The sequence below is a fragment of the Izhakiella australiensis genome (genome assembly GCF_002006995.1).
Classification (GTDB): domain Bacteria; phylum Pseudomonadota; class Gammaproteobacteria; order Enterobacterales; family Enterobacteriaceae; genus Izhakiella; species Izhakiella australiensis.
Genome location: NZ_MRUL01000002.1, coordinates 75,401 through 98,121, shown reverse-complemented (window position 1 = coordinate 98,121; position 22,721 = coordinate 75,401). Strand labels below are relative to the sequence as shown.

Genomic DNA, 22,721 nt, shown 5'->3' with positions numbered 1-22,721 from the left:
GGTAGCCGGGTTGCCAGTTGGTCAATTCCCCCGCGAAGCGGGATATAACCGACAACCGCTTGCTGGCTGATAATTACGGCTGCGCACTGAGGCCCGCCTGGTTGATGCGCATCGAACAGCTGTACAGGTCCGGGCTGTCATCCTTCTCACTGCGTCCGAGATTGCCGGGATTGGTGCGCTTGCAGGTTACCGCCGGGCTGGAGAGATAGTTTGAACCAGCCGCGCCGGAGCTGACCACATAGCCTTCCTGCTGCCGAACTTTCTTTAAATAATGATAAATTTGCCTGGCCTGCGCGGCAGAAAAACGCGCGGTAAGTCCGCCATTGTCCACTTTAATATCATTATTTGCCGCCTGTAACAGGCTGCTAAAAAGCGCCGTTGTGGCGAAGGTCACACATAAAACGGCAGATAGTTTTAGCTTCATAAAATGTCCCGTTATTAACTGCGGCTGATTTGCCGGGCTTGACGAAAAAATATACTACACCACGACGCTTTTGCCTGTTATTACCATTGTTATTGCCGATTGAAAGCAATGATTTCTCGCTAACTCAATGATAAATAAAATCATTTCTGCATCAACAGACAATCTGTGCAACAGAATGTTATCGAGAATTATTGTCATTTAATCATAGCTGATGGTATAAGTTATAGCCTTTGCTATGTTTCATTTCTTCGGAGAAAAACACGATGTATTTGCTTAAAAAAACCAAAGTCTTACTCCTCACCGGGATAATGCTGGTCGCCAGCGGTAACGCGCTGGCGGCAGATAAATTTAAGGTTGTCACCACCTTTACCGTCATTGCCGATATGGCGAAAAACGTGGCGGGAGATGCTGCGGACGTCAGCTCGATTACCAAACCTGGCGCGGAAATTCATGAGTATCAGCCAACGCCTGGCGACATTAAACGTGCGCAGGGTGCTCAGCTGATCCTGGCCAATGGACTCAACCTTGAACTGTGGTTTAAACGTTTCTATCAGCATCTTAAAGGGGTGCCAGAAGTGATTGTTACCACTGGCGTTAAACCGATGGGCATTACCGAAGGCCCCTACAACGGCAAGCCAAATCCGCATGCCTGGATGTCTCCGGATAATGCCTTGATTTATGTTGATAATATCCGCGACGCGCTGGTGAAGTACGACCCGGCTAATGCCAAAACTTACCAGCATAATGCGGAGGTTTATAAGAAAAAAATCATTAGCACTCTCGATCCACTGAGAAAACAGGTTGCCGAAATTCCGCAAGATAAACGCTGGCTGGTCTCCAGCGAAGGGGCGTTTTCCTACCTTGCGCGCGACCTTGGCCTGAAGGAGCTCTATCTGTGGCCGATCAATGCCGATCAGCAGGGCACGCCGCAGCAGGTGCGCAAAGTCATTGATTTAGTCAAAAAAGATCATATCCCAGCGGTATTCAGCGAAAGCACCGTTTCCGATAAGCCAGCGCGTCAGGTGGCTCGTGAAACCGGCGCGCACTATGGCGGCGTGCTGTACGTTGATTCGCTGAGCGCGGCAGACGGTCCGGTTCCGACCTATATCGATTTGCTGAAAGTGACAACCCACACCGTGGTGCAGGGTCTTAAAGACGGCATGAAGGACAAATCATGAAGAAAGCTGCGGGGATCGTCGTCTCTGATGTCACCGTGACTTATCGTAATGGTCATACGGCGCTGCGCTCGGCGACCTTCAGCGTACCAGGCGGCTCTATCGCCGCGCTGGTAGGCGTTAACGGCTCCGGTAAGTCAACGTTGTTTAAAGCGCTGATGGGGTTTGTGCGCCTTGCCAGCGGTTCAATATCCATACTTGGCCTGCCAACCCATCAGGCTCTGCGTCAAAACCTTGTCGCTTACGTGCCGCAGGCTGAAGAAGTGGACTGGTCATTTCCTGTTCTGGTTGAAGATGTGGTGATGATGGGGCGCTATGGCCACATGGGGATGCTGCGTATCCCCGGCGCTACGGATAAACGTATCGTCAGCGAGGCGCTGGAGCGGGTGGATATGCTGGCTTTTCGCCACCGTCAGATAGGTGAACTCTCCGGCGGGCAAAAGAAACGCGTTTTTCTCGCCCGGGCGATTGCTCAACAGGGCGAGCTTATCCTGCTGGACGAACCGTTTACTGGAGTTGACGTTAAAACTGAAGCAAAAATTACCAGCCTGCTGCACGAGCTGCGCGAAGAGGGCAAGACCATGCTGGTTTCCACGCATAATCTTGGCTCGGTAAAAGATTTTTGCGATTACAGCGTGATGGTGAAGGGGACGGTGCTCGCCAGCGGGCCGACTGAAACCACATTTACCATGGAAAATCTGGAACGAGCCTTCAGCGGCGTGCTGCGCCACGTGGTGTTGAGCGGCTCTGAAGATCGGATCGTGACCGATGATGAACGTCCGTTCGTTTCACATCGTTCGCCTGACGCTGAAAGAGAGTGATGATGGAACTGTTACTGGAACCTTTTCACTATCAGTACATGCTGAATGCCATGTGGGTTTCGGCAATGGTGGGGGGGCTGTGCGCCTTTCTTTCCTGCTATCTGATGCTCAAAGGCTGGTCGTTAATCGGCGATGCGCTGTCGCATTCAATTGTACCCGGCGTGTCAGGGGCTTATATGCTGGGGGTGCCTTTCGCTCTCGGCGCCTTTTTATCCGGCGGTCTGGCTGCTGGCAGCATGCTATTCCTCAATCAGCGCACGCGTCTGAAAGAGGATGCCATTATCGGGCTTATTTTCTCCTCGTTTTTCGGCATCGGGCTGTTTATGGTGTCGCTCAATCCGATGGCTGTAAACGTGCAAACCATCGTGCTGGGTAATATTCTGGCAATTGCGCCATCCGATATTCTCCAGCTTTCCATTATCGGCGCCGTTTCCATCATCGTGCTGTTTTTTAAATGGAAGGACCTGATGGTCACCTTTTTTGACGAGAATCATGCCCGCACCATTGGCCTGCGGCCTGCGCGGCTGAAGCTGATTTTTTTCACCCTGCTGGCAGCCTCGACGGTCGCAGCGCTACAAACGGTCGGCGCGTTTCTGGTTATTTGTCTGGTGGTCACGCCTGGCGCTACCGCCTGGCTGCTGTCAGACCGTTTCCCGCGCTTGCTGTGTATTGCCGTCGCCATCGGCAGCGTGACCAGCTTTCTCGGCGCATGGGCCAGTTACTACCTCGATGGGGCAACCGGCGCCATTATCGTTGTCGCACAAACGCTACTCTTCCTGCTGGCATTTGTTTTCGCCCCAACTCACGGACTGTTGGCTAACCGCCGGCGCGCCCGACAAGCTAATGGAGAGAATCATGCTGACAACGCTGCTTGAACCTTTCCAGTTTAGCTTTATGAACGGCGCGCTGCTGGTGGCGCTGCTGGTGGCCGTGCCCTGCGCCTTGCTTTCAGTATTTCTGGTGCTAAAAGGTTGGGCGCTGATGGGTGATGCAATGAGCCATGCGGTATTTCCCGGTGTCGTGCTGGCCTGGATGCTGGGCATTCCGCTCGGCGCCGGTGCTTTTGTCGCCGGTCTGTTTTGCGCACTTGCGACCGGCTACCTGAAAGACAACAGTCGGATCAAGCAGGACACCCTGATGGGCATTGTATTCTCCGGCATGTTCGCCTCTGGTCTGATTCTGTATATCGCGCTAAAGCCAGAGGTGCATCTGGACCATATTCTGTTTGGCGATATGCTCGGCATAACCCTTACGGATATGCAGCAAACGACGATCATTGCCGGCGTGGTGGCGGTGGTGATTGCCGTTAAATGGCGTGACTTTCTGCTGTTTTGCTTTGACGTGCAGCAGGCAAGGGCCAGCGGATTGCGCACCGGCTGGCTGCACTATGGCCTGCTGTGCATGGTATCGCTGACGATTGTGGCGACGCTAAAATCGGTCGGCATAATCCTGTCAATATCGTTACTGATCGCGCCCGGCGCCATTGCGGTTTTGCTCACTCGCCGCTTCCATCTGGCATTACTGGTTGCTGTCGCCGTCTCGATAGTTATCTCACTGACCGGGGTATACCTGTCGTTCTTTATTGATAGCGCGCCAGCGCCAACCATTGTCGTGCTGTTTGCCGCAGTGTTTGTGATTACCTTTATTTGCTCCACTCTTAGCGTACGCCGACGTGAGCGCAAGCAGCGTGTGTCCGGGCAAAATCCATTGCACGATTGACTCCCTAAGCCTGTTTACGTCGTGGCTCTGGCGTGAACAGGCTTTTTATTCCACGCTTTCGTTGACTAACGTTCAACTTTATACCGACGCCTCAGCTTTGCTAGCGAATGTCATGCGGTACAAATTTATGTAGGTGACGCTTCTTTACGCGCCTGAGTTACACAACCAGCGTGGCACGCAAGGGGCATTGACACAGGAGAGGCGAATTGTTCCCTGTAACAGAGTTTATAATTAAACCGGTCCAAAACAGAATGCAAAAAAAGGTAAAAAAAAGCCATTCGAAAATGGCGAAAGAAAGGAATGAAAAAAAATTGCAGTGTATTTAATTGCTCAGGTCTTACGTGGGCATTATTACCTGGATAAGTTTTAGAAACTTGACACAAGTCAACTTATTTCACTGGTTAACTAAACTCAGGTTAAATGGTTTATGGTTTCATGATAAAGTGTCACTGCATTCACAAGGAGACATGAAAGGAAACGTATGTAATTGCTCAATTACATAATTAAAAAATTCACTTCCCGCCGCGTTGCTATGGCTGAATTATCGACAGGCAGCATTCCTGTTCACATCCAGAAGACAAAGACATGTGGTTATCATTTCGGGTTAACGTTGTATATGTATGCAAAGCACTCTATCCTGCCGAAGAGGGTTTGCCTGAGTGATCAGCACAGGGTGAGCTTTTCCAGTGTGGCTGGAGGCGGTTCTTTGATGGTTATCAAAATGGTTGTTGATAACCCAGGCTGCATGATTCGAACCAGCCTGTAATTTTAGCTAAAAAGGTCTCATAACATAATCGCAGTTGCTAATATCGTGGAACTTTAGCGTCCTGCTTGTGATTTTCATGTGTCAAATCAGCGCAGCACGCCAACCAGTTATGGTATTTTTTGACATAACATAATGAGTTTTTATTTATGTACTTTTCCAATCCAGATATAAATGCACTAATAAAATTACTTCTTGATAAAGAAATAACCATTTGCGGCGAGGTCAAGTATGCTTATGCCGTTATGAATAAATCATTCCCAAAAGAGATGATTATCATTAATAATCATGACTCATGGTTTAATAAATATTTACAGGGTGAGTATCAGTTATTCGACCCTGTAATAATAAAGTCTCTGAACAGAGTAGAGGACTTTTACTGGGGTAAGGATATTCTTTACCACCAGGATCGCGGGGGAGATAATATCTTTAACGCCGGCGAGGGTTATAGTATTGACAATGGGCATACTTTTGTATTGCACGATAATGTAAATAATCTTGCGGTACTTTCAGTTTTTCCGGGAGAGAACAACAGAGATGATTTCCGGGCGATGATTTAAGTCAACAAAGCATCTTTACAGTATTTGCTATTGGGGATCCATCAAAAAATGCTGTCTTTCTATCATGAACTAAAGGGGAGCGATTACGGCCAGAGGCAGATGCTTTCCGCGCGTGAGAACGAAGTTCTTTATTGGGCTAGTATGGGAAAAACCTATCAGGAGATTGCGCTAATACTGGATATCCGACTACGAACGGTTAAATTTCATATGCGTAATGTGGTTGATAAATTTGAAGTTGCTAATGCTAAGCATGCGATTAAACGCGCTGCTGAGATGAGAATTTATTATCGTTAAAAGCTATCAATTGCGATTGTAACCGGCGGGGGATTCACCTCGCCCGCCAGGCCGGGCGAGGTGAGGGCGTCAGTCTTTCAGTTTTTCGCCGTGGCTTTTGATAATGTCCTGGTACCAGTAGAAACTTTTTTTCCGGCTGCGCGCCAGGGTGCCATTCCCCTGATCGTCGCGGTCGACATAGATAAAACCATAGCGCTTAGCCAGCTCGGCTTTTGAGGCGCTGACCAGATCGATTGGACCCCAGCTGGTATATCCCATCAGCTCAACGCCATCATCAATCGCTTCACGCGCCTGCACCAGGTGATCGTTAATATAGCTGATACGGTAATCATCATTAATGCTGCCGTCCGCCTCAACCTTGTCTTTCGCCCCCAGGCCGTTTTCAACGATAAACAGCGGCTTTTGATAACGGTCCCATAGCATATTAAGCAGAGTACGTAGCCCAACCGGATCGATCTGCCAGCCCCACTCGGAGCTTTTTAAATGCGGGTTCGGGATCATACTCATAATATTGCCGCGCTGGGCTTCATGGCTGGCCTGGTCCGCCGTAGAGCAGCCGGTCATATAATAGCTAAAGGAGATGAAATCAACGGTCTGGCGCAGCGCGGCACGATCCTGTTCGCTGATCTCCAGCTTAATATTGTTTTCGCGGAAGTAGCGCTGCATGTAACCCGGATAGGCACCCCGACACTGTACGTCGCCAAAGAACAGCCAGCGGCGGTTTTGCTGCAGGGTTTCGAACACATCGTCGGGCTGGCAGCTGAGCGGATACATCAGTCCGCCGAGCAGCATATTGCCGATTTTTCCTTCCGGTACCAGTTCGTGGCAGGCTTTGACCACCAGAGCGCTGGCAACCAACTGATGATGGATCGCCTGATAAATCTGCGCCAGGCTGCTGTCCTGAGGCAGGCCAACGCCGGTTAAAGGCGCATGCAGCGACATATTTATTTCATTAAACGTCAGCCAGATTTTTACCCGACGGCTATAGCGTTCGAACAGCGTGCGGGCATAGCGTTGAAAAAATTCGATAACCTTGCGGTTTCCCCAGCCGCCGTAGTTTTGCACCAATCCCCAGGGCATTTCATAGTGGGAGAGGGTGACAACCGGCTGGATATTATGCCGTTCCAGTTCGTCAAACAGCCGGTCGTAATAGGCCAGCCCGGCTTCGTTCGGCTGTTGTTCGTCTCCCTGAGGAAAGATGCGCGCCCAGGCAATAGAGATTCGCAGGCAGGTAAATCCCATCTCGGCAAACAGGGATATGTCTTGCGGATAGCGGTGATAGAAGTCGATAGCGACATCTTTTGTATAGCTTTCATCCCCGCTACGATTAATGACCGGGCCAAAGATGCCCTCCGGCTGAACGTCGGAAGTAGACAGGCCTTTGCCATCATCGAGATATGCGCCTTCAACCTGATTGGCGGCAACGGCGCCGCCCCATAAAAACTTGTCGGGAAACCTTTTCATAACTGCTCCTTTTACTGTTTTTTTATTGAGATCATCAGCTGCCCGGCGTCGATGTGACCGGCGCTGGCAGACGTGACCGCACTGAAATCTTCATGGTTGCTGATAACGATCGGCGTGCTCAGATCGTAACCGGCGGCGCGAATGGCTGGGATATCAAACTCGACTAGCAGGTCACCAGCCTGAACGCGGTCGCCGGGCTGAACATGGGCGGTAAAATGTTGGCCATCGAGTTTTACGGTATCGATTCCAACGTGAATAAGCAGCTCAACATCATCATCGCTTTGCAAGCCGATAGCGTGTTTAGTTTTAAATAACGACGCAACTTCAGCAGCAAAGGGGGCAAAGACTTTTCCTTCACTGGGAACAATGCCGCAGCCCTGACCGAGAAGCCCGCTGGCAAAGGTGGGGTCCGGCACTTCATCAAGGGGCACAATCTTGCCGCTCATTGGCGCCAGCACGTAATAATCCATAGGTTCCGGGATTATACAGGCCTGCGGCTTGTTATCCGCTTCGGCCGCTTTGTCGGCACTGGCTGTTTTTGTACTTTCGCCACGCGGCATGCCGGCAATGATGGTAAGCATGCAGGAAATGATCAGCGAGAGCGCGGTGCCGATCGCTGCGCCCCATACGGTCCAGTTGACTCCCTGCGGCGGGATGACCTGCGCGAGGGTAAAGACATTGATCAGCCCGAATGAATAAACGCGCGTGTCGAACAGGCCAACGGTGGCGCCGCCAATGGCACCGGCGATGCAGCCAAAAATAAACGGACGGCGCAGAGGGAGAGTGACGCCGTATACGGCCGGCTCGGTGATACCGAATATGCCGGCGGTAACCGAAGAGCCGGCCAGTGATTTCAGACGCGTGTCTCGACTACGAAGGAACACGCCAAGGGCGGCGCCAACCTGGCCCATTACCGCTGGCAGCAGCAGGGGGACCATAGAATCTGAGCCGAAAACGGTAATATTGTTAATCATTAGCGGTACCAGTCCCCAATGCAGACCGAAAATGACACAAACCTGCCAGATAGCCCCCATAATGCCGCCAGCAAGCCAGGGAGCGACGCTGTAAAAATATTGATAGCTGTGTGCCAACCCCTGACTGAGCCAGGTTGCGGCGGGGCCGATCAGTAAAAAGGTAAACGGCACGGTAATGCTGATACAAACGCAGGGTGTGAAGAAGTTTTTAACCGCATCAGGAAACCAGCGGTTAGACCATTTCTCCAACCAGCAGCTCATCCAGGCTGCAAATATGATGGGAATAACCGAGGTGCTGTAGTTAATAAAGGTGACCGGGATACCCAGAAAATGCTCAGCGCCGCCGCCCGTATCTTCGAGTTTTAATGCACCCATTATCAGCGGGTGAACCAATGCGCCGCCAATCGCCATGGTGATAAAGGGATTGCCGCCGAATTTTTTACCGGCGGTATAGCCGAGGGCGATGGGGAAGAAGTAGAACAAGGCATCGCTGGCGGCATACCAGATGGTATAAGTGCCGCTTTCACTGTCCAGCCAGTTGCAGGCGACGGCCAGCGCCAACAGGCCTTTCATAATGCCGCAGCCAGCCATGACGCCGAGAAATGGCGTAAAAATGGCGGAGATAATGTCGATAAAGCGGTTAAACAGCGAGCTTTTTTCACCGACGTTTTCGGCGCTGGTTGACGCCTCTTCACTGATATTGGCGACGCTTAATACCGCGCGAAAGACGTCGCTCACGTGATTGCCGATCACCACCTGAAACTGACCACCGCTTTCAACGACCATAATAACGTCCGGATTCGCCTTCAGACCTTCAGCGTCTGCTTTGGCATTGTCCTTCAACTTAAAGCGCAGCCGGGTGGCGCAATGTACCAGGCTGATTATATTTTTACTGCCGCCAACCCGACTGGCAATATCTTCAGCAAGCTTCTGATACTTCATTAAAACTCTCCCTGACACCGCCCTGAAAACGGTATTCCATTAGTTAAAAAAAAACCTGGGAGCGTGCCAGCGGCTCGCCCCCAGGTTTTGCCTGCGTATCGCAGTAACAATCCGGTGATTTACTCAGGTAAATACAATCTGGATAAGCTAACAACCCGTTGCCAATTAGTCCACGTGCGATTCCAACGCAAGATTTAAAATGTGATGTCGATCATTTACCAACAATCGCGCGCGTGGGGTGTACCCGCCGACGTCGCGTGATAATTGAGCAATTAATCAAAATCTATCACGCCTGGCGCGTTACGATAGCCCGCGCAACATGCCGCTGGTTGCCCAGCCAGAGCTGAAGTAGAGAAGGACCTTTGCCGCGCAGCTGCCGCTGCGCGGCGTGAAGCGTCGCCGTCGCAGGAGAAGACTCAGCCGTTTTTATCCACTACGATCACGTTAGTCAGCGCCTTCAGCTCGGCATATTCCTCTTCGGGAATGTCGCTGTCGGTAATCAGATAATCAATATCATCCCAGCTGCTGAACTGAAACAGGCCCGAACTGGAAAATTTGCTGCTGTCGCAGATAACGACCTTGGTCGAGGCGCAGTTAACCATCTCTTTCTTGATTTCCGCTTCATCATAAGAAGCAGTGCAGGGGCCATTTCTGCCGCTCAGACCGTCAGCGCCGAGAAAAACGATATCGGCGTTGATGGATTTCAGAATATTGACTCCCCAGTGACCCACCATCGCCAGACTGAACGAGTTAAATTTACCGCCGAGCATAAATACGTCGTTACCGGAGCCTGACAGCGACTGCACCACGTTCAGGGCGTTGGTAATGATGGTGAGATTACTCTGAGTAGTCAGCGCCGCGGCCAGGCACTGGCTGGTACTGCCGGTATCAAGGATCACCACGCCGCGTTCGGGGATTAGCTCGACGGCGGCACGGGCAATGGTATTTTTGACATCGAGATTTTCCGAGGTTTTACGCAGCAGCGGCTGCTCAGTTGTCAGGATGCTGCTGGAGACGATGGCGCCGCCGTGGCCTTTCGTTGCAATGCCTTTGCGCTCAAGATAAATAAGATCTTTTCTGATCGTTTCCGTGGAAACGCCAAAGGTGGTCGCCAGTTTTCCTACTTTTACGCTGCCTTCGCTAAGAAGCATTTGCGCCAGTTTGTTTCTTCGTTCAATTGTCAGTGAACCACTCATACGCTCTCCATTAATCAGCAGCCTGTATTTTAAATATTCTCAGATCATCACTGATTATCTCTTTCACAAAGCATGACACAGCTTGTATTTATTGTCATTCACTGAATATTTTCTTATTACTCTTTATTAATCAATAAGATGATAATAAATATTTGAAGCATATCAACCTTTTAACCGCAACTAATTGCAATTGGAAATGCTTTGTTAAAGACTGGTTTTTGTTGCATATGATTGGCAATGGTTGTGGTTTACTATCCCGTGACGAATTATGGATGTGCGGTAAGGCGCAGCATATGGCCAACAAATAACGACTTATTCATACCTCAACGCATTAAAAATCAGGAGATATATCTTCGATGATACCGGTCATTCTGATTACGCATGGCAACGCCGCTGCTGCGCTGAAAGTTTCTGCGGAAATGATTATTGGCGCGCAAGAAACCATTTACTGTCTCGATTTTACTCCCGCTGAAAATACCGATGCTTTATTCAGAAAAATTTCAGCGACGGGAATTAAATCAGCGGCGTTATTTCTGGTCGATTTTCCCGGCGGCAGCCCTTATAACGCGGCGGCAATGTACTGCGCCGCCGCCGGCTGCGGCGAAGTTATTTCAGGACTCAATATTCCGATGCTGCTGAATGTTTTACTGGAAAGAGAGGAGATAGCGGAAATAACACAACTCGCCAGCCTGGCCTGTAGCAGCGGCATTGAGGGCGTAACGAGAATGAATTTATCCGACCTGAATCAACATGAAGAGGACGATTTGTAAGATGAATATTTTATTAGCGCGTATCGATGATCGTTTTATTCACGGGCAGGTGGTAACCCGCTGGGTAAAACAGCATCCGGCGGAGCGAATTATTGTTGTTTCAGATGAAGTCGCTGCGGATGAATTACGAAAGTCGCTGTTAATTTCCGTCGCACCTTCCGGCATGAAAGCCAGCGTGGTTTCAGTCGAGAAAATGGCCCGCGCCTGGCACAGTGAAAAATATACTGGCGTTGATGCCATCTTGCTATTTGCCCGGCCGCGCGACGTGGTGCGCCTGGTTCATGCAGGCGTAACGCTGAGCACGGTTAACGTCGGCGGCATGATTTTTGAGGCCGGTAAAAGGCAGATAACGCGCTCGGTCAGCGTTTCTGATGATGATGAGGCGGCGTTTCACGAGCTGAATACGCTGGGAATCACCGTTGAATTGCGTCAGCTGCCATCAGACCCGGCCGTCAACCTGGCCGACAAACTGTAACGGAGGCTCCTTATGGATACATTTCAGGTTATCGCATTAGTGATAGTAGCCGCTATCGCTGGAATGGGCTCAGTACTTGATGAAGGGCAAACTCACAGACCGCTAATCGCCTGTACGCTGGTCGGTCTGATCCTGGGCGATCTGACCACCGGCATCATACTCGGCGGCACCCTGGAGATGATGGCGCTGGGCTGGATGAACGTCGGGCTGGCCATGGCGCCGGATACCGCCATTGCATCGGTAATTGCCACCATTTTGGTGATTACCACCCATCAGGGCGTTGGCGAAGGCATTGCCATTGCTGTGGCACTGGCAGCGGCCGGGCAGGTACTGACCATATTTATTCGCACTATTACCGTTTTTTTCATTCACCGCGCCGATCGCTATGCCGACGCGGGCAACACGCGGGGAATTGAAATGATGCACATCAGCGCGCTAATCCTTCAGGGTTTGCGCGTAGCCTTACCGACTTTCGCCGTGCTGCTTATGAATGTTGAGACCGTGCAAAGCACCCTGGCGAATATTCCCCATGTGGTAACCAAAGGACTGCAAATCGGCGGCGGAATTGTGGTGGTGGTCGGTTACGCCATGGTCATCAATATGATGAACGTAAAATACCTGATGCCGTTTTTCTTTGGCGGCTTTCTGCTGGCGGCCTTTACTGAATTCAATCTGGTCGGCTTTGGCGGCCTGGGGTTGGTACTGGCGCTGTTGTGGATGGAGATTCATCCCAAATATCGTGCTGTACCGGCGCCAGACAAGCCGTTAAGCGCAACGGCGAACAGCGCCGATTCCGATGATGATCTTGACGCATAAGGTGACGATATGAGTGATAACAAAAAACAGCTGACGAAAAGCGACCTGCGCAATATGTTTATTCGTTCCAATATCCTGCTGGGGTCGTTCAATTTTGAACGCGCTCAGGCGCTGGGGATCTGCTTTATTATGATCCCGGCCATTAAGCGCCTCTATGGACCGGGACCGGAGAGGGCTGATGCGCTCAAGCGTCATCTGGAGTGGTTTAATACGCAACCTTACGTTGCTTCGCCCATTCTTGGCGTGACGGCGGCCATGGAGGAAGAAAAGGCGGGCGGATCGCCGGTAAGCGGCACCGGCATCAGCGGGGGGAAGATTGGCCTGATGGGACCGCTTGCCGGCGTCGGCGATCCGGTATTCTGGGGTACCGTGCGCCCGGTTCTGGCAGCGCTTGGGGCTTCTATTGCGTTGACCGGCAGCCTCGCCGGCCCCCTGTTATTTTTTATTTTATTTAATATTATCCGCCTGGCGCTGAAATATTATGGCCTGAACTACGGCTACCAGAAAGGGCGTGAAATATTGCGCGACCTGGGCGGAAATCGGCTACAAAAATTAACCGAAGGCGCCTCCATCCTTGGGCTATTTGTTATGGGAGCGCTGGTCTGTAAGTGGACGACGATTCAGGTGCCGGTTGTTGTCTCGCGCATCACCGGTAGCGATGGAAAAGTTGCGATCACAACCTTGCAGAATATTTTTGACCAGCTGCTACCCGGTATGCTGCCGCTGCTGCTTACGCTGTTCGTCGCTTACCTGCTGCGCCGCAAGGTGAACGCGCTACTGCTGATACTGGCCATTTTTCCGATCGGTATTTTGGGTTACTGGTCAGGCATTTTAGGTTAACGCTCTGCGCGCTGGCAGTGGAAATTGCCAGCGCCAGACAGTAACAACGCTGCGAATGATTGCGAAATAAAGCCGATACTCTCCGCCAACCTTCAGTCCCTCCGCCAAAAATAGGTCAGTTGCGACCGTCAATGTAGTCAATATAAATGGCAATAATTTCATTTAGTTAACTGGATATAAAAACCGGAATTTCAACACAAACATCGTCACCGCATTCAGCGCCGCCGATAAATTTATTTGAACTACGTCATGCTTTTGAATGGTTGCGATTGATCGTTATTTTAACTTAATTGATATTGTGATTATTGAGTTTTGGTTGGTAAAAATTGCGAGAGCAACTTACTGACAGCCAGCCAGCGTTATTGCTAACCATTTTCAACCATTATCAAAAGGGGCCTGTGGTGAAAGAGATATGTAGTGCGGCCAGCATTGTACTTAATTCGAAAATTAGCGAACGCGACGAAGCCATCCGCGCAGCGGGAAAGCTATTAGTCAACGGTGGTTACGTCAGCGAAAAATACATCGACCTGATGCTGGCGCGTGAGCGCATCGCGTCGACCTATATGGGAAACCATCTGGCTATCCCGCACGGCACGGACGGCGCTCAGAGTGAGATCATAACCTCGGGTATTTCAATTATTCAGCTGCCCGACGGCGTTGATTTCGGCGGCGGCGAACTGGCCTATATGGTTATTGGCATCGCAGGAAAAGACGGCACGCATCTGGATATGTTGGGACAAATTGCGGTTGCCTGCATGGAACCCGATACCGTTGAGCTGATGCGCCGGGCCACCAGCAAACAAAGCATTATTGATGCTCTGGGCGTCGCAGCCTGACAGTCAGCCGTTTATGCCTTCAGCACGGTGGCGTGGAGCAGGTTAGTCCTCTGATACGACGCCGGATACGGTAATAATAAGGAATGAATGATGGATAAAATTGTTTTATCGCCGTCAATAATGTGCGCGGATTTACTTAACCTCAGAGAGTCCGTGCGTCAGCTTGAGCAGGCCGGGGTTGACGCGCTGCATATTGATGTTATCGACGCCCGGTTCAGCCCCAGCATGCCGCTTGGCATTGATACGATAAGTAAACTGCGCAGCGTTACCGATCTGCCTTTTGACATTCATATCATGGCCGTTAACAACGACTGGTTTGTCGCGGAAATGCTGGCTATTGGCGTACAGCAAATCACCTTTCACTACGAGTCAGCGCGCCATCTCGACCGTCTGGTTAACCTGATTAAACGCCACGGCGTTAAAGCCGGCGTCGCGCTGAACCCGGCGACGCCGGCGGAAAATCTGCGCTACGCGCTGGCAGAAATCGACTGCATTTTGCTGATGCTGATCAACCCCGGCTTTGCCGGCGACAGCGGCGAATCGCAGGTCAGCTACGCGAAAAATAAAGTGGCTGAGGTTCGCGCAATGGCTAATAAGCAGCGATCTGATTGCGCTATTCAGGTTGATGGTCGGGTATCACTCGACAGCATCCCCGAACTGGTCGCCGCCGGAGCCGATAATCTGGTTTTAGGCAGCACCAGCCTTTATCAGCAGGGATTTAGCTTTGAGCAGAATCTGCAGCGGCTTCACCAGGCAGTCAGCGCCGGGCTGGCAGCGCGCGCGGCGGCGGGGGAGAAGGCACTATGAGTTATCTTGCGACTGAAAAAGAAATTGTTAACGAGCTGCAAGTGACCTTGCAGAACGTAGAAGAGGAACAGGTTGAACAGCTGATCCAGCTGATCTGCGGCGCTGAAAAAGTATTCTTTGTTGGCGTTGGCAGAGTCTTGCTTTCGCTGGAGGCGATCGCCAAACGGCTGGCCCATATTGGCGTTAACACTTATGTGGTTGGGCAGATTACTGAACCGGCAATAACCGATAAAGACCTGCTGATTGTCGGATCCGGCAGCGGGGAAAGCCTGTTTCCGCTGGGCATTGCCAGAAAAGCCCATGATTTTGGCGCGCGTGTTGTCCATATTGGCGCTAATCCGCAGAGCACCATGCGCAGCTATTGCCACCTGTTTGTGCGAATACCGGTACAAACCAAGCTCAATCTGAGTGGAGAAACGCCCTCGGTCCAGCCGATGACATCATTATTTGAGCAATCGCTGCTGCTGCTGGGCGATACCGTAGCCCTGATGATTATTCGCCAACAGCAAATTGAATTAAAAAGCCTTTGGCAATACCACGCTAATCTGGAGTAAGGTTCGATGAAAAATAATAACGGCTGGATAAATCTTAATGAAAAAATCATTCTGGTCACCGGCGGATCTTCCGGTATCGGCGCCCGGATCTCGCAAATGCTGCACCGTAATAACGCGGTAGTCGTTATTTGCGATCTCAATGAAGCCGATAACTGGCGCGATTACGCTTCTCTGTTTATTAAGGCTGATATAACCTCACCTGACGCGGTTAACAAGCTCGTCGCTGAGGTTATTTCACGCTATGGCAAAATAGACTGTCTGGTTAACAATGCCGGTGTTAACCGCCCGCGCTTAATGTACGACTTCTACGGAAAAAACAGCACTTATCAGGCAACGGAAGCGGATTTTGATTTTATCGTTGCGGTAAATCAGAAAGCGCCTTTTCTTTGCACTCAGGCGGTGCTGCCGGCCATGATCAAGCAAAATAGCGGCACGATTATCAACGTCTCCTCAGAAGCGGGTACTGAAGGCTCTGCCGGTCAAAGCATCTACTCAGCAACCAAAGGTGCGCTGAACAGCTTTACCCGTTCATGGGCCAAAGAGTATGGCCGCTTCAATATTCGCGTGGTGGGTATTGCTCCCGGTATTAATAAGCGAACCAATATGAACAGCGACGAAAATTATAAAGCGCTGGCCTATACCAGAGGAAAACAGTTTGACCATATTGATGATGATTATACTGGCGTAATTCCTCTCGGCAGAGCGGGAGAGCATCATGAGATTGCGGACTTAATCTGCTATCTCGCCTCGGATCATGCCAGTTATATCAGCGGCACCACAATTAATATATCTGGCGGCAAGTCTCGCTAAATAAGCTAATAACTGCAGTCAACCTCATTACATTATTACCCTACAGAGGCAAATGACATGGCTACACAACAAATTACTGGCGCTGACAACGGGCCAGGATTTTTAGTAAAGGTTCAACGCTTCGGGAATTTTTTAAGCGGTATGGTAATGCCTAACCTCGGCGTTTTTGTCGCATGGGGATTATTAACCGCCTTATTTATTCCAACCGGATGGCTGCCAAATCCGCATCTTGGCGCGTTGGTAAGTCCGATTCTTACCTATCTTTTACCTCTGCTGGTTGGCTTTACCGGCGGCTATATCGTCCACGGACAGCGGGGTGGCGCGCTCGGCGCGCTGGCAACCATGGGGCTGATTATTGGTTCTGACGTCACGATGCTGAGCGGCGCCATGGTGATTGGTCCCACGGCCGCCTGGATAATGAAGAAAGTCGATAATTACCTGGAAGGGAAATTCCGCGCCGGTTTTGAAATGCTGATCAGTAACTTCAGCATGGGTATCATCGGACTGCTGATTACCCTGCTGGGCTACCTGATTATCGGCCCGATCATCGAATTTCTAATCCATGTTCTTTCCGCTGGCGTGAACTGGACCATTTCACACAAGGTGCTGCCGCTGATCTCTATTTTTGTTGCCCCGGCGCAGGTGCTGTTTCTGAATAACGCGATTAACCACGGCATTATGGCGCCGCTGGGTCTTGAACAGGTGGCGGAAACCGGCAAGTCGGTGCTGTTCCTGGTGGACGCGAACTGTGGCCCGTCGGTGGGGACGCTGCTGGCCATTTCGCTGTTCGGCAAGGGGATGGCGAAAAAAACCGCGCCCACCGCCGCACTGATTGCCGGCGTGGGTGGCATCGGCGAAGTGTATTTCCCGTTTGTACTAATGAAACCGGTGCTGGTTTTTGCCACCATGGCCGGTATTACTACCTCGCTGAGCTGCTTTTTGATGCTGGGAGGCGGCACCGTGGCAACGCCATCGCCTGGTAGCTTTATTGCGCTGCTGATGCTGACGCCTAAAGGCGCGATGGTCGGTAACCTGGTTGGCTTTTTCGCCGGAATGTTGGTGTCATTTCTGGTGGCAAGCGTGATCCTCAAACTCGACAGAAGTCAGGCCGCAGAGGAAGAACCCGGCGAGCTGGCAGCCGATGTCGCAGCGACATCTGGCGTGGCGATAATCGTACCTGAGGCCACGCAGCCGCTGAAACGCATTATCGTCGCCTGCGATGCCGGCATGGGGTCAAGTGCGATGGGGGCATCCATTCTGCGCAATAAGCTACGCAAAGCAATGCTGGACGTGGAGGTTAATAACAGCCAGATTGAGGCCATCCCCGGCGGCGCCGATCTGATTGTCACCCATACCCGACTGATTGACCGGGCGAAAAAACTGCACGATGACGGCCGGGTTCAGTTCATCGCTATTGAAAACTTTATGGAAGCCAAAACCTGGGATGCTATCGTCGGGATGGTTAAACAACGACGCGAAAATAGCTGAGCAAAGCTGCCTGACCTCAGGTGAGAGCGCCAATACGGGATGATCATGGTTGCTGATGGTCATCCTCGCTTTATCGGTTAATGATATGTGTCTTTTTGGTTACAATAAGGTTTAGGTGCGGCTGTAAAATGGTAACGCAGTGCTAAATTTTCATTATTTCTGGTAAAAAAAGCGCAATTTTTTTACCTCCAGTTAGCGAAAAGGATACACTGCTTGCCATTTTCGACTGCCGGTTGCGCTTTACTGCATGAACGTTCCTCGCCACAGACAACAAGCAATCTCTGCCAGCCTTGCCATTCTGGCAATGCTGCTGCTGATGATTGCACCGGTGGTGTCAAAATCGTTGATGCATCAGCAAATGATCATGGCTGGCAGCATGGCATCCTCCGTGTCTCACAACGCCCATCCGATGGCGATGATGCCTGATATGGACGACATGGAAGAAACAGACAGCGTGGATAACAGCATGGCGGGGCACCACGTCCATGACCATCAGTCTGCGGCAGAAAATACCCCGGCGGCGGATAATCATCTGATGGATAGGGATGATGACGCCGCCTGTGGTTACTGTACGTTGCTTATCCACGTGCCGTTTATGGTCTGGGCACTGTTGGTACTGAGCTGGCTGATGCTGATGACCCGCACGCCCAGACCGCCACTGCGCCTTGTCAGACCGGTATCTCCTTCCTATTCCCTCAGCCAGCCGCCGCGCGGTCCGCCTGCGGCCCATTTTTCCGTTTAGCGAGCAGATCCCCGACGCCGTTTTAACGGTCGTCGTGACTGGTATTCATCCTGAAAAAATGGGAAGGCTATGTCTTCAATATCACCCGTTGCCTCAACCACGCGCAGCGCGACCTACAACCTTGTCCGTCGCCTGCATTTTTATATCGGTTTGTTCATTGCCCCGTTTATTTTTGTCGCCGCATTAAGCGGCACGTTATATGTTCTGACGCCGCAGATTGAAAACCTGCTGTATCAGGATGCCTTGTTCGTTCAGCCTCAGGGCACGGCGAAGCCACTGGCACAGCAGGTGGCCGCCGCCCGCCATTATGTCGGCGAACAGACGGTGGTTTATGCGCTACGACCGGCCCCTGGCGCCAATGAAACCACGCGCGTGCAGTTTATTTACCCGGACAGCGCGCCTTCGGAATCGCGGGCGATATTTATCGATCCCTATACGCTCAGCGTCAAAGGGGATATGACGGTATATGGCACCTCCGGCGTGCTGCCGCTGCGCATGTGGCTGGATAAGCTACACCGGGGTTTATTGCTGGGGGATGCGGGACGCAGCTACAGCGAACTGGCCGCCTCATGGCTGTGGCTGGCGGCGCTCGGCGGCGTGGTGCTATGGCTGAACGTACGACCGCGTCGCCGCCGGGGCAAAGTGAAAGGGCGTCTGGCGCTTAGCCGTCACTGGCACGCGACCCTCGGGCTGGCGCTGTTGCTTGGACTGCTGTTCTTTTCTGTAACCGGACTGACCTGGTCGCAATGGGCAGGGGAAAATATTAACCATATGCGGGCCTCTTTCGGCTGGCTGACGCCGCAGGTTAAAACGGATCTTGCCGTCAGCGCTGCACCTGAGGTTGCGGATGCACACGCCGATCATGACGGCATGGCGATGCCCGTGCATGCCAATCATGGCCGCGCGGCGGCGATTAACCAGCCTGACGCCGACTGGGGGCGGGTGCTGGCAGCCGCCAGAGCAGTCGGCATCAGCGCAGATAAAGTCGAACTACGCCAACCCAGCGCTCAGGGTAAAGCCTGGACGGTGACCGAAGTTGATCGTAGCTGGCCGACGCGCGTTGATGCGGTAGCGGTCAATCCGGCCACCTTCGCCATCGTTGATCAGACCCACTTTGCCAACTTTCCCTTAGTTGCCAAATTAACCCGCTGGGGCGTGGATGCGCATATGGGCGTGCTGTTTGGCTTACCTAACCAGCTTATTCTGGCCGTCTTTGGCTTCGGACTGTGTGCGCTAATTGTCCTCGGCTATCGCATGTGGTGGCTGCGCCGCCCGGCTCAGACGCAATCCAGTCCGGCAGAAACGCTGGTCAGCTGCTGGCTGACGTTCTCTTTATCGGGACGTGTACTGACGCTGCTGCTGGCTCTGGTAGCCGGATACTGCTTGCCGATGATGGGCGCAAGCCTGATTGCATTTGTTGCACTGGATATGCTGCGCTGGAAGCGTAACCAGCAGCAACACCAGCGCGCCGCCAGGACGTTGTTGCCATCTCAGCAGTCGCCGCTAAGCATTATCCAGGATCGCATTGCGGTAAAAAAGAAGGAAACCCGACGGTTTATTCGCGGTGTCATCGTGGTCGCTATGCTGGTAGTCGTGGTGATGGGCAAAGCCATTATCAGCGGGGTAGTTGAGCAGTATCAGATCCCCCTGAGCGAATGGAGCACGCAAATGGTGGTGACCCAGACGTTTATGATCCTGCTGTATACGCTGGTATTTACCGCGCTGCTTTCCGTACCGCTGTGGTATTTTTTCCTCGGGGAAAACGACGAGCAATAACACAATGCCGGTACGACACGTCGTACCGGCATGCAGAATTACCGCAGGTTAACCGCAAAATTAAACGTTCCTTTATATCCCCTCATCACGATGAATATTTAAAATATTCCCGATTAAAATCCCACCTACAAACAGTGCAACCATATGAATTTTAAGAATAATGATTTCTTTAGCGAGATCGATGATGAAAATATTGACACTTTACTCAACGATATCGTAACAAGCGGAGCATCACGCAAACAGCTGTACGCGTTGCCTGACAATATGTTTGATGCCCTTTATGCCTGCGCCTATGAGATGTATCAACAGGGAAAAATAGCTGAAGCGGAGCAGTTTTTTAAATTTCTTTTTATCTATGACATCTACAATGCTGATTATGCTTTTGGTCTGGCTGCCGTTTACCAGTTCAAGCAGGAATATAAAAAAGCGCTCGATGTATATGCCGTTGCATTTGCTTTAAGCAAAAATAATTACCGGGCTATGTTTGAAGCAGGTCAATGTAATTTGCAGTTGCATTACATTGGCAAAGCTAAAAAATGTTTTGAGTTGGTGGTTGAGCACGAGAAAGACCAGCAACTGGTCCATCAGGCTAATTTATACCTCGATGCAATTAACAGCATAAGGGATCTTGAAGAAAGGAAGGAGAAAAAAGATGAGTGGTATAACTAATATTTCATCGCAACCACTAAATATCCCTCTTAACTATGATGAGCCTGTATCATCAACAGTTGAAAGTGGTGGAATATTCAAATTAGACCCCGACCAGGCGGCAGCTGCAAAAAAAATTATCGAAGAAAAGATAATTACCGAATCAGACAGGGGACAAAATGGTACGATAAAACCTTATCTTGCACCTCCCAAACTCAGCCAGACAGATACCGGTAAATCGACGTCAGTAAAAAGCTATAACGAATTAATGGCGGAACTGGTGGTTTTGCTCGGTGAAAAGGCTATGGACGAATTGCAACTGCGGATGGATATGTATACCCGCTTTAGCAAAAGCATGGGGAATGCCAGTAAAGAAACGCTTGAGCAAATAGACACTGAGAGCAAAAAATATGATGAGGCTAAAAAATCATATGAGCAGGCACAGCTGAACCAGGCGGCCAGTCAGGAAAAGCTTAATGCGTTGGAACAACAAAAAGCTAATGATGAAAAAACGCTGGCCCAACTGGAAAAAGATCACCAACAGGCTATTCAGAATGGCAGCAGTCAGGATGATATAGCAAAGCTGGCATCTTCTATTCAGGACGTTAAACAGAAAATAAATAGCCTTTCAGGTCAGATTAGTAATGAAAAGACAGTTCTGGGTAATCTAAACAAGGACGTTTCTCAGGCGAAAACTGCACGCGATAACGCGGCGAGCGCAATGAAAAACGCTCTGGACTATCTGGATAGACTTAATAAAAAATCTGCCTCCGCGCAGGATATTATTACTGAGGGTAAAAAAACCACTCAGACCGCAGCCTTATTAATGGCACAAATCATTGCCATTATGGGCGAGTCAAGCGAAGAGAGCTTACGCGCCAATATTGAATTCTCACGTAAAGTGCAGCAAGCACAGCAGGAAAAATTGCGCAGTGATGCTGAAGAGGTTGAGGCACAGCAGCGCAAAGCCAAAGAAATGCAGGAAACCATGGGCTGCATTGGCAAAATACTTGGCGCAATAATCACCGTTGTTTCCGTGGTGGCCGCCGTGTTTACCGGTGGCGCCAGTCTGGCAATTGCTGCCATCGGGTTGGCGTTAATGGTCAGCGATGAAATCTATCAGAAAGTTACGGGTAATGAATCGTTCATGAGCGCGGCGCTTAAACCGGTGCTTGAACATGTCATTATGCCGGTAATTCAGGCAATGGCTGATGTAATAAGTAAAGTTCTGGTCAAGTTTGGCATGGATCCTGATACGGCTCAGATTGTGTCAACGGTACTGGCGGTGGCTATTTTCGTGGTGGTGATGATATTAGGTGCCGTGTTATTAAAAAAACTGCCAGTTGATAAATTAATGTCGGCGGCAGGAAAGATGCTCGGACAGGCTTTTAAAGGCTTAACCAGTGCCATGAAGAATGCGGTTACGGCCGTTGATGATGTCATTACCCGGATGACTCAGCCGTTAACGCGCTTTTTAAGTCAGCTAATGGGTAATGAAGTTAAAGTAAAACAAATGGCAAACCTGATGGCGCTCAGTGGCGATGTGCTTCAGGGCGTTAATGCCGGCGTTAATGCTGGTGGGTCAATAAGTGCCGGGGTGTTTGAGAAAAAAGCCAGCGATGTCATGGCAGAAATTACGCTTTTGCTTAGCGCATCAAAAATCATGCAACGCTTCGATAAGCAGATCGTTGATGTTTTCTCTGCTGTTATTGAAAAAACCAATCAGATGCTGATTGCGTCATCAGATATGGCAAATGCGGAACTCGCCGCAGGAAGGGCGGTTCTGGCTCGTACCCGGGCGTAAATACAAGCCATCATAAATTTCAA

General features: G+C 50.9%; 23 protein-coding genes. 19 read left to right on the top strand and 4 right to left on the bottom strand.

Annotated features, from left to right (window positions below):
• Positions 1 to 73 precede the first annotated feature (73 nt).
• Positions 74 to 424: a hypothetical protein gene (locus BTJ39_RS03800; RefSeq protein ID WP_078001350.1), complete on the bottom strand. Its 351-nt coding sequence runs from the start codon at positions 422 to 424 to the stop codon at positions 74 to 76.
• Positions 425 to 687: 263 nt separating this feature from the next.
• Here BTJ39_RS03800 and BTJ39_RS03795 point away from each other — a divergent pair, with 263 nt between their 5' ends.
• From BTJ39_RS03795 to BTJ39_RS03770, 6 genes are all read left to right on the top strand, one after another.
• Positions 688 to 1,602 (top strand): metal ABC transporter substrate-binding protein, encoded by a 915-nt coding sequence (locus BTJ39_RS03795; protein WP_078001349.1) that lies wholly within the window; start codon positions 688 to 690, stop codon positions 1,600 to 1,602.
• Positions 1,599 to 2,420: a manganese/iron ABC transporter ATP-binding protein gene (locus BTJ39_RS03790; RefSeq protein ID WP_078001348.1), complete on the top strand. Its 822-nt coding sequence runs from the start codon at positions 1,599 to 1,601 to the stop codon at positions 2,418 to 2,420. The genes BTJ39_RS03795 and BTJ39_RS03790 overlap by 4 nt, the downstream gene beginning before the upstream one ends.
• 2 nt (positions 2,421 to 2,422) lie before the next feature.
• Positions 2,423 to 3,295, top strand: coding sequence for an iron/manganese ABC transporter permease subunit SitC (gene sitC, locus BTJ39_RS03785; RefSeq protein WP_078001347.1), 873 nt, complete (start codon positions 2,423 to 2,425; stop codon positions 3,293 to 3,295).
• Complete coding sequence (locus tag BTJ39_RS03780; RefSeq protein WP_078001346.1) at positions 3,276 to 4,139, top strand: metal ABC transporter permease; 864 nt, start codon at positions 3,276 to 3,278, stop codon at positions 4,137 to 4,139. Before sitC ends, BTJ39_RS03780 begins: the two co-directional genes overlap by 20 nt.
• Positions 4,140 to 5,051: 912 nt before the next feature.
• Positions 5,052 to 5,462: an autoinducer binding domain-containing protein gene (locus tag BTJ39_RS03775; protein ID WP_078001345.1), complete on the top strand. Its 411-nt coding sequence runs from the start codon at positions 5,052 to 5,054 to the stop codon at positions 5,460 to 5,462.
• Positions 5,463 to 5,510: 48 nt separating this feature from the next.
• Positions 5,511 to 5,756, top strand: coding sequence for a response regulator transcription factor (locus BTJ39_RS03770; protein ID WP_078001344.1), 246 nt, complete (start codon positions 5,511 to 5,513; stop codon positions 5,754 to 5,756).
• 69 nt (positions 5,757 to 5,825) lie between these two features.
• On the opposite strand, the gene ascB is transcribed toward BTJ39_RS03770, so the two are convergent.
• The 3 genes from ascB to BTJ39_RS03755 form a co-directional block, all read right to left on the bottom strand.
• Positions 5,826 to 7,220, bottom strand: coding sequence for a 6-phospho-beta-glucosidase (ascB, locus tag BTJ39_RS03765; RefSeq protein WP_078001343.1), 1,395 nt, complete (start codon positions 7,218 to 7,220; stop codon positions 5,826 to 5,828).
• Positions 7,221 to 7,231: 11 nt separating this feature from the next.
• Positions 7,232 to 9,136, bottom strand: a complete 1,905-nt coding sequence (gene bglF / locus BTJ39_RS03760; RefSeq protein WP_078001342.1) for a PTS beta-glucoside transporter subunit IIABC — start codon at positions 9,134 to 9,136, stop codon at positions 7,232 to 7,234.
• A 416-nt stretch (positions 9,137 to 9,552) separates the two neighbouring features.
• Complete coding sequence (locus BTJ39_RS03755; RefSeq protein ID WP_078001341.1) at positions 9,553 to 10,332, bottom strand: DeoR/GlpR family DNA-binding transcription regulator; 780 nt, start codon at positions 10,330 to 10,332, stop codon at positions 9,553 to 9,555.
• A gap of 356 nt (positions 10,333 to 10,688) precedes the next feature.
• Here BTJ39_RS03755 and BTJ39_RS03750 point away from each other — a divergent pair, with 356 nt between their 5' ends.
• The 13 genes from BTJ39_RS03750 to sctE all read left to right on the top strand — a co-directional run bounded on the left by BTJ39_RS03750 (position 10,689) and on the right by sctE (position 22,698).
• Positions 10,689 to 11,102 carry a PTS sugar transporter subunit IIA gene (locus BTJ39_RS03750; RefSeq protein WP_078001340.1) on the top strand — a complete coding sequence of 138 codons (414 nt, stop codon included), beginning with the start codon at positions 10,689 to 10,691 and terminating at the stop codon, positions 11,100 to 11,102.
• 1 nt (position 11,103) lies between these two features.
• Entirely contained in the window at positions 11,104 to 11,577 is a 474-nt protein-coding gene (locus BTJ39_RS03745) for a PTS sugar transporter subunit IIB (RefSeq protein ID WP_078001339.1), read from the top strand.
• A 12-nt stretch (positions 11,578 to 11,589) separates the two neighbouring features.
• Positions 11,590 to 12,393: a PTS mannose/fructose/sorbose transporter subunit IIC gene (locus BTJ39_RS03740; protein WP_078001338.1), complete on the top strand. Its 804-nt coding sequence runs from the start codon at positions 11,590 to 11,592 to the stop codon at positions 12,391 to 12,393.
• A 9-nt stretch (positions 12,394 to 12,402) separates the two neighbouring features.
• Positions 12,403 to 13,233, top strand: a complete 831-nt coding sequence (manZ, locus tag BTJ39_RS03735) for a PTS mannose transporter subunit IID (protein WP_078001337.1) — start codon at positions 12,403 to 12,405, stop codon at positions 13,231 to 13,233.
• Between the two features lie 401 nt (positions 13,234 to 13,634).
• Positions 13,635 to 14,069: a PTS mannitol transporter subunit IIA gene (locus BTJ39_RS03730; protein ID WP_096777680.1), complete on the top strand. Its 435-nt coding sequence runs from the start codon at positions 13,635 to 13,637 to the stop codon at positions 14,067 to 14,069.
• An 87-nt stretch (positions 14,070 to 14,156) separates the two neighbouring features.
• The gene (locus BTJ39_RS03725) at positions 14,157 to 14,876 is read left to right on the top strand and encodes a ribulose-phosphate 3-epimerase (RefSeq protein WP_078001335.1); all 720 of its coding nucleotides are present in this window, start codon (positions 14,157 to 14,159) and stop codon (positions 14,874 to 14,876) included.
• Entirely contained in the window at positions 14,873 to 15,430 is a 558-nt protein-coding gene (hxlB, locus tag BTJ39_RS03720) for a 6-phospho-3-hexuloisomerase (protein WP_078001334.1), read from the top strand. The genes BTJ39_RS03725 and hxlB overlap by 4 nt, the downstream gene beginning before the upstream one ends.
• 6 nt (positions 15,431 to 15,436) lie before the next feature.
• Complete coding sequence (locus BTJ39_RS03715; RefSeq protein ID WP_078001333.1) at positions 15,437 to 16,240, top strand: sorbitol-6-phosphate dehydrogenase subunit; 804 nt, start codon at positions 15,437 to 15,439, stop codon at positions 16,238 to 16,240.
• Positions 16,241 to 16,297: 57 nt separating this feature from the next.
• On the top strand, positions 16,298 to 17,728 hold the full coding sequence (locus BTJ39_RS03710; protein ID WP_078001332.1) for a PTS transporter subunit EIIC: 1,431 nt from the start codon (positions 16,298 to 16,300) through the stop codon (positions 17,726 to 17,728).
• Between the two features lie 247 nt (positions 17,729 to 17,975).
• A complete protein-coding gene (locus tag BTJ39_RS03705; RefSeq protein WP_078001331.1) occupies positions 17,976 to 18,470 on the top strand; it encodes a DUF2946 domain-containing protein in 495 nt (164 codons plus the stop codon).
• Between the two features lie 69 nt (positions 18,471 to 18,539).
• On the top strand, positions 18,540 to 20,246 hold the full coding sequence (locus BTJ39_RS03700) for a DUF2534 family protein (protein WP_078001330.1): 1,707 nt from the start codon (positions 18,540 to 18,542) through the stop codon (positions 20,244 to 20,246).
• A 144-nt stretch (positions 20,247 to 20,390) separates the two neighbouring features.
• Positions 20,391 to 20,915 carry a SycD/LcrH family type III secretion system chaperone gene (locus BTJ39_RS03695; protein ID WP_078001329.1) on the top strand — a complete coding sequence of 175 codons (525 nt, stop codon included), beginning with the start codon at positions 20,391 to 20,393 and terminating at the stop codon, positions 20,913 to 20,915.
• Positions 20,899 to 22,698: a type III secretion system translocon subunit SseC family protein gene (gene sctE, locus BTJ39_RS03690; protein ID WP_078001328.1), complete on the top strand. Its 1,800-nt coding sequence runs from the start codon at positions 20,899 to 20,901 to the stop codon at positions 22,696 to 22,698. Before BTJ39_RS03695 ends, sctE begins: the two co-directional genes overlap by 17 nt.
• Positions 22,699 to 22,721 lie beyond the last annotated feature (23 nt).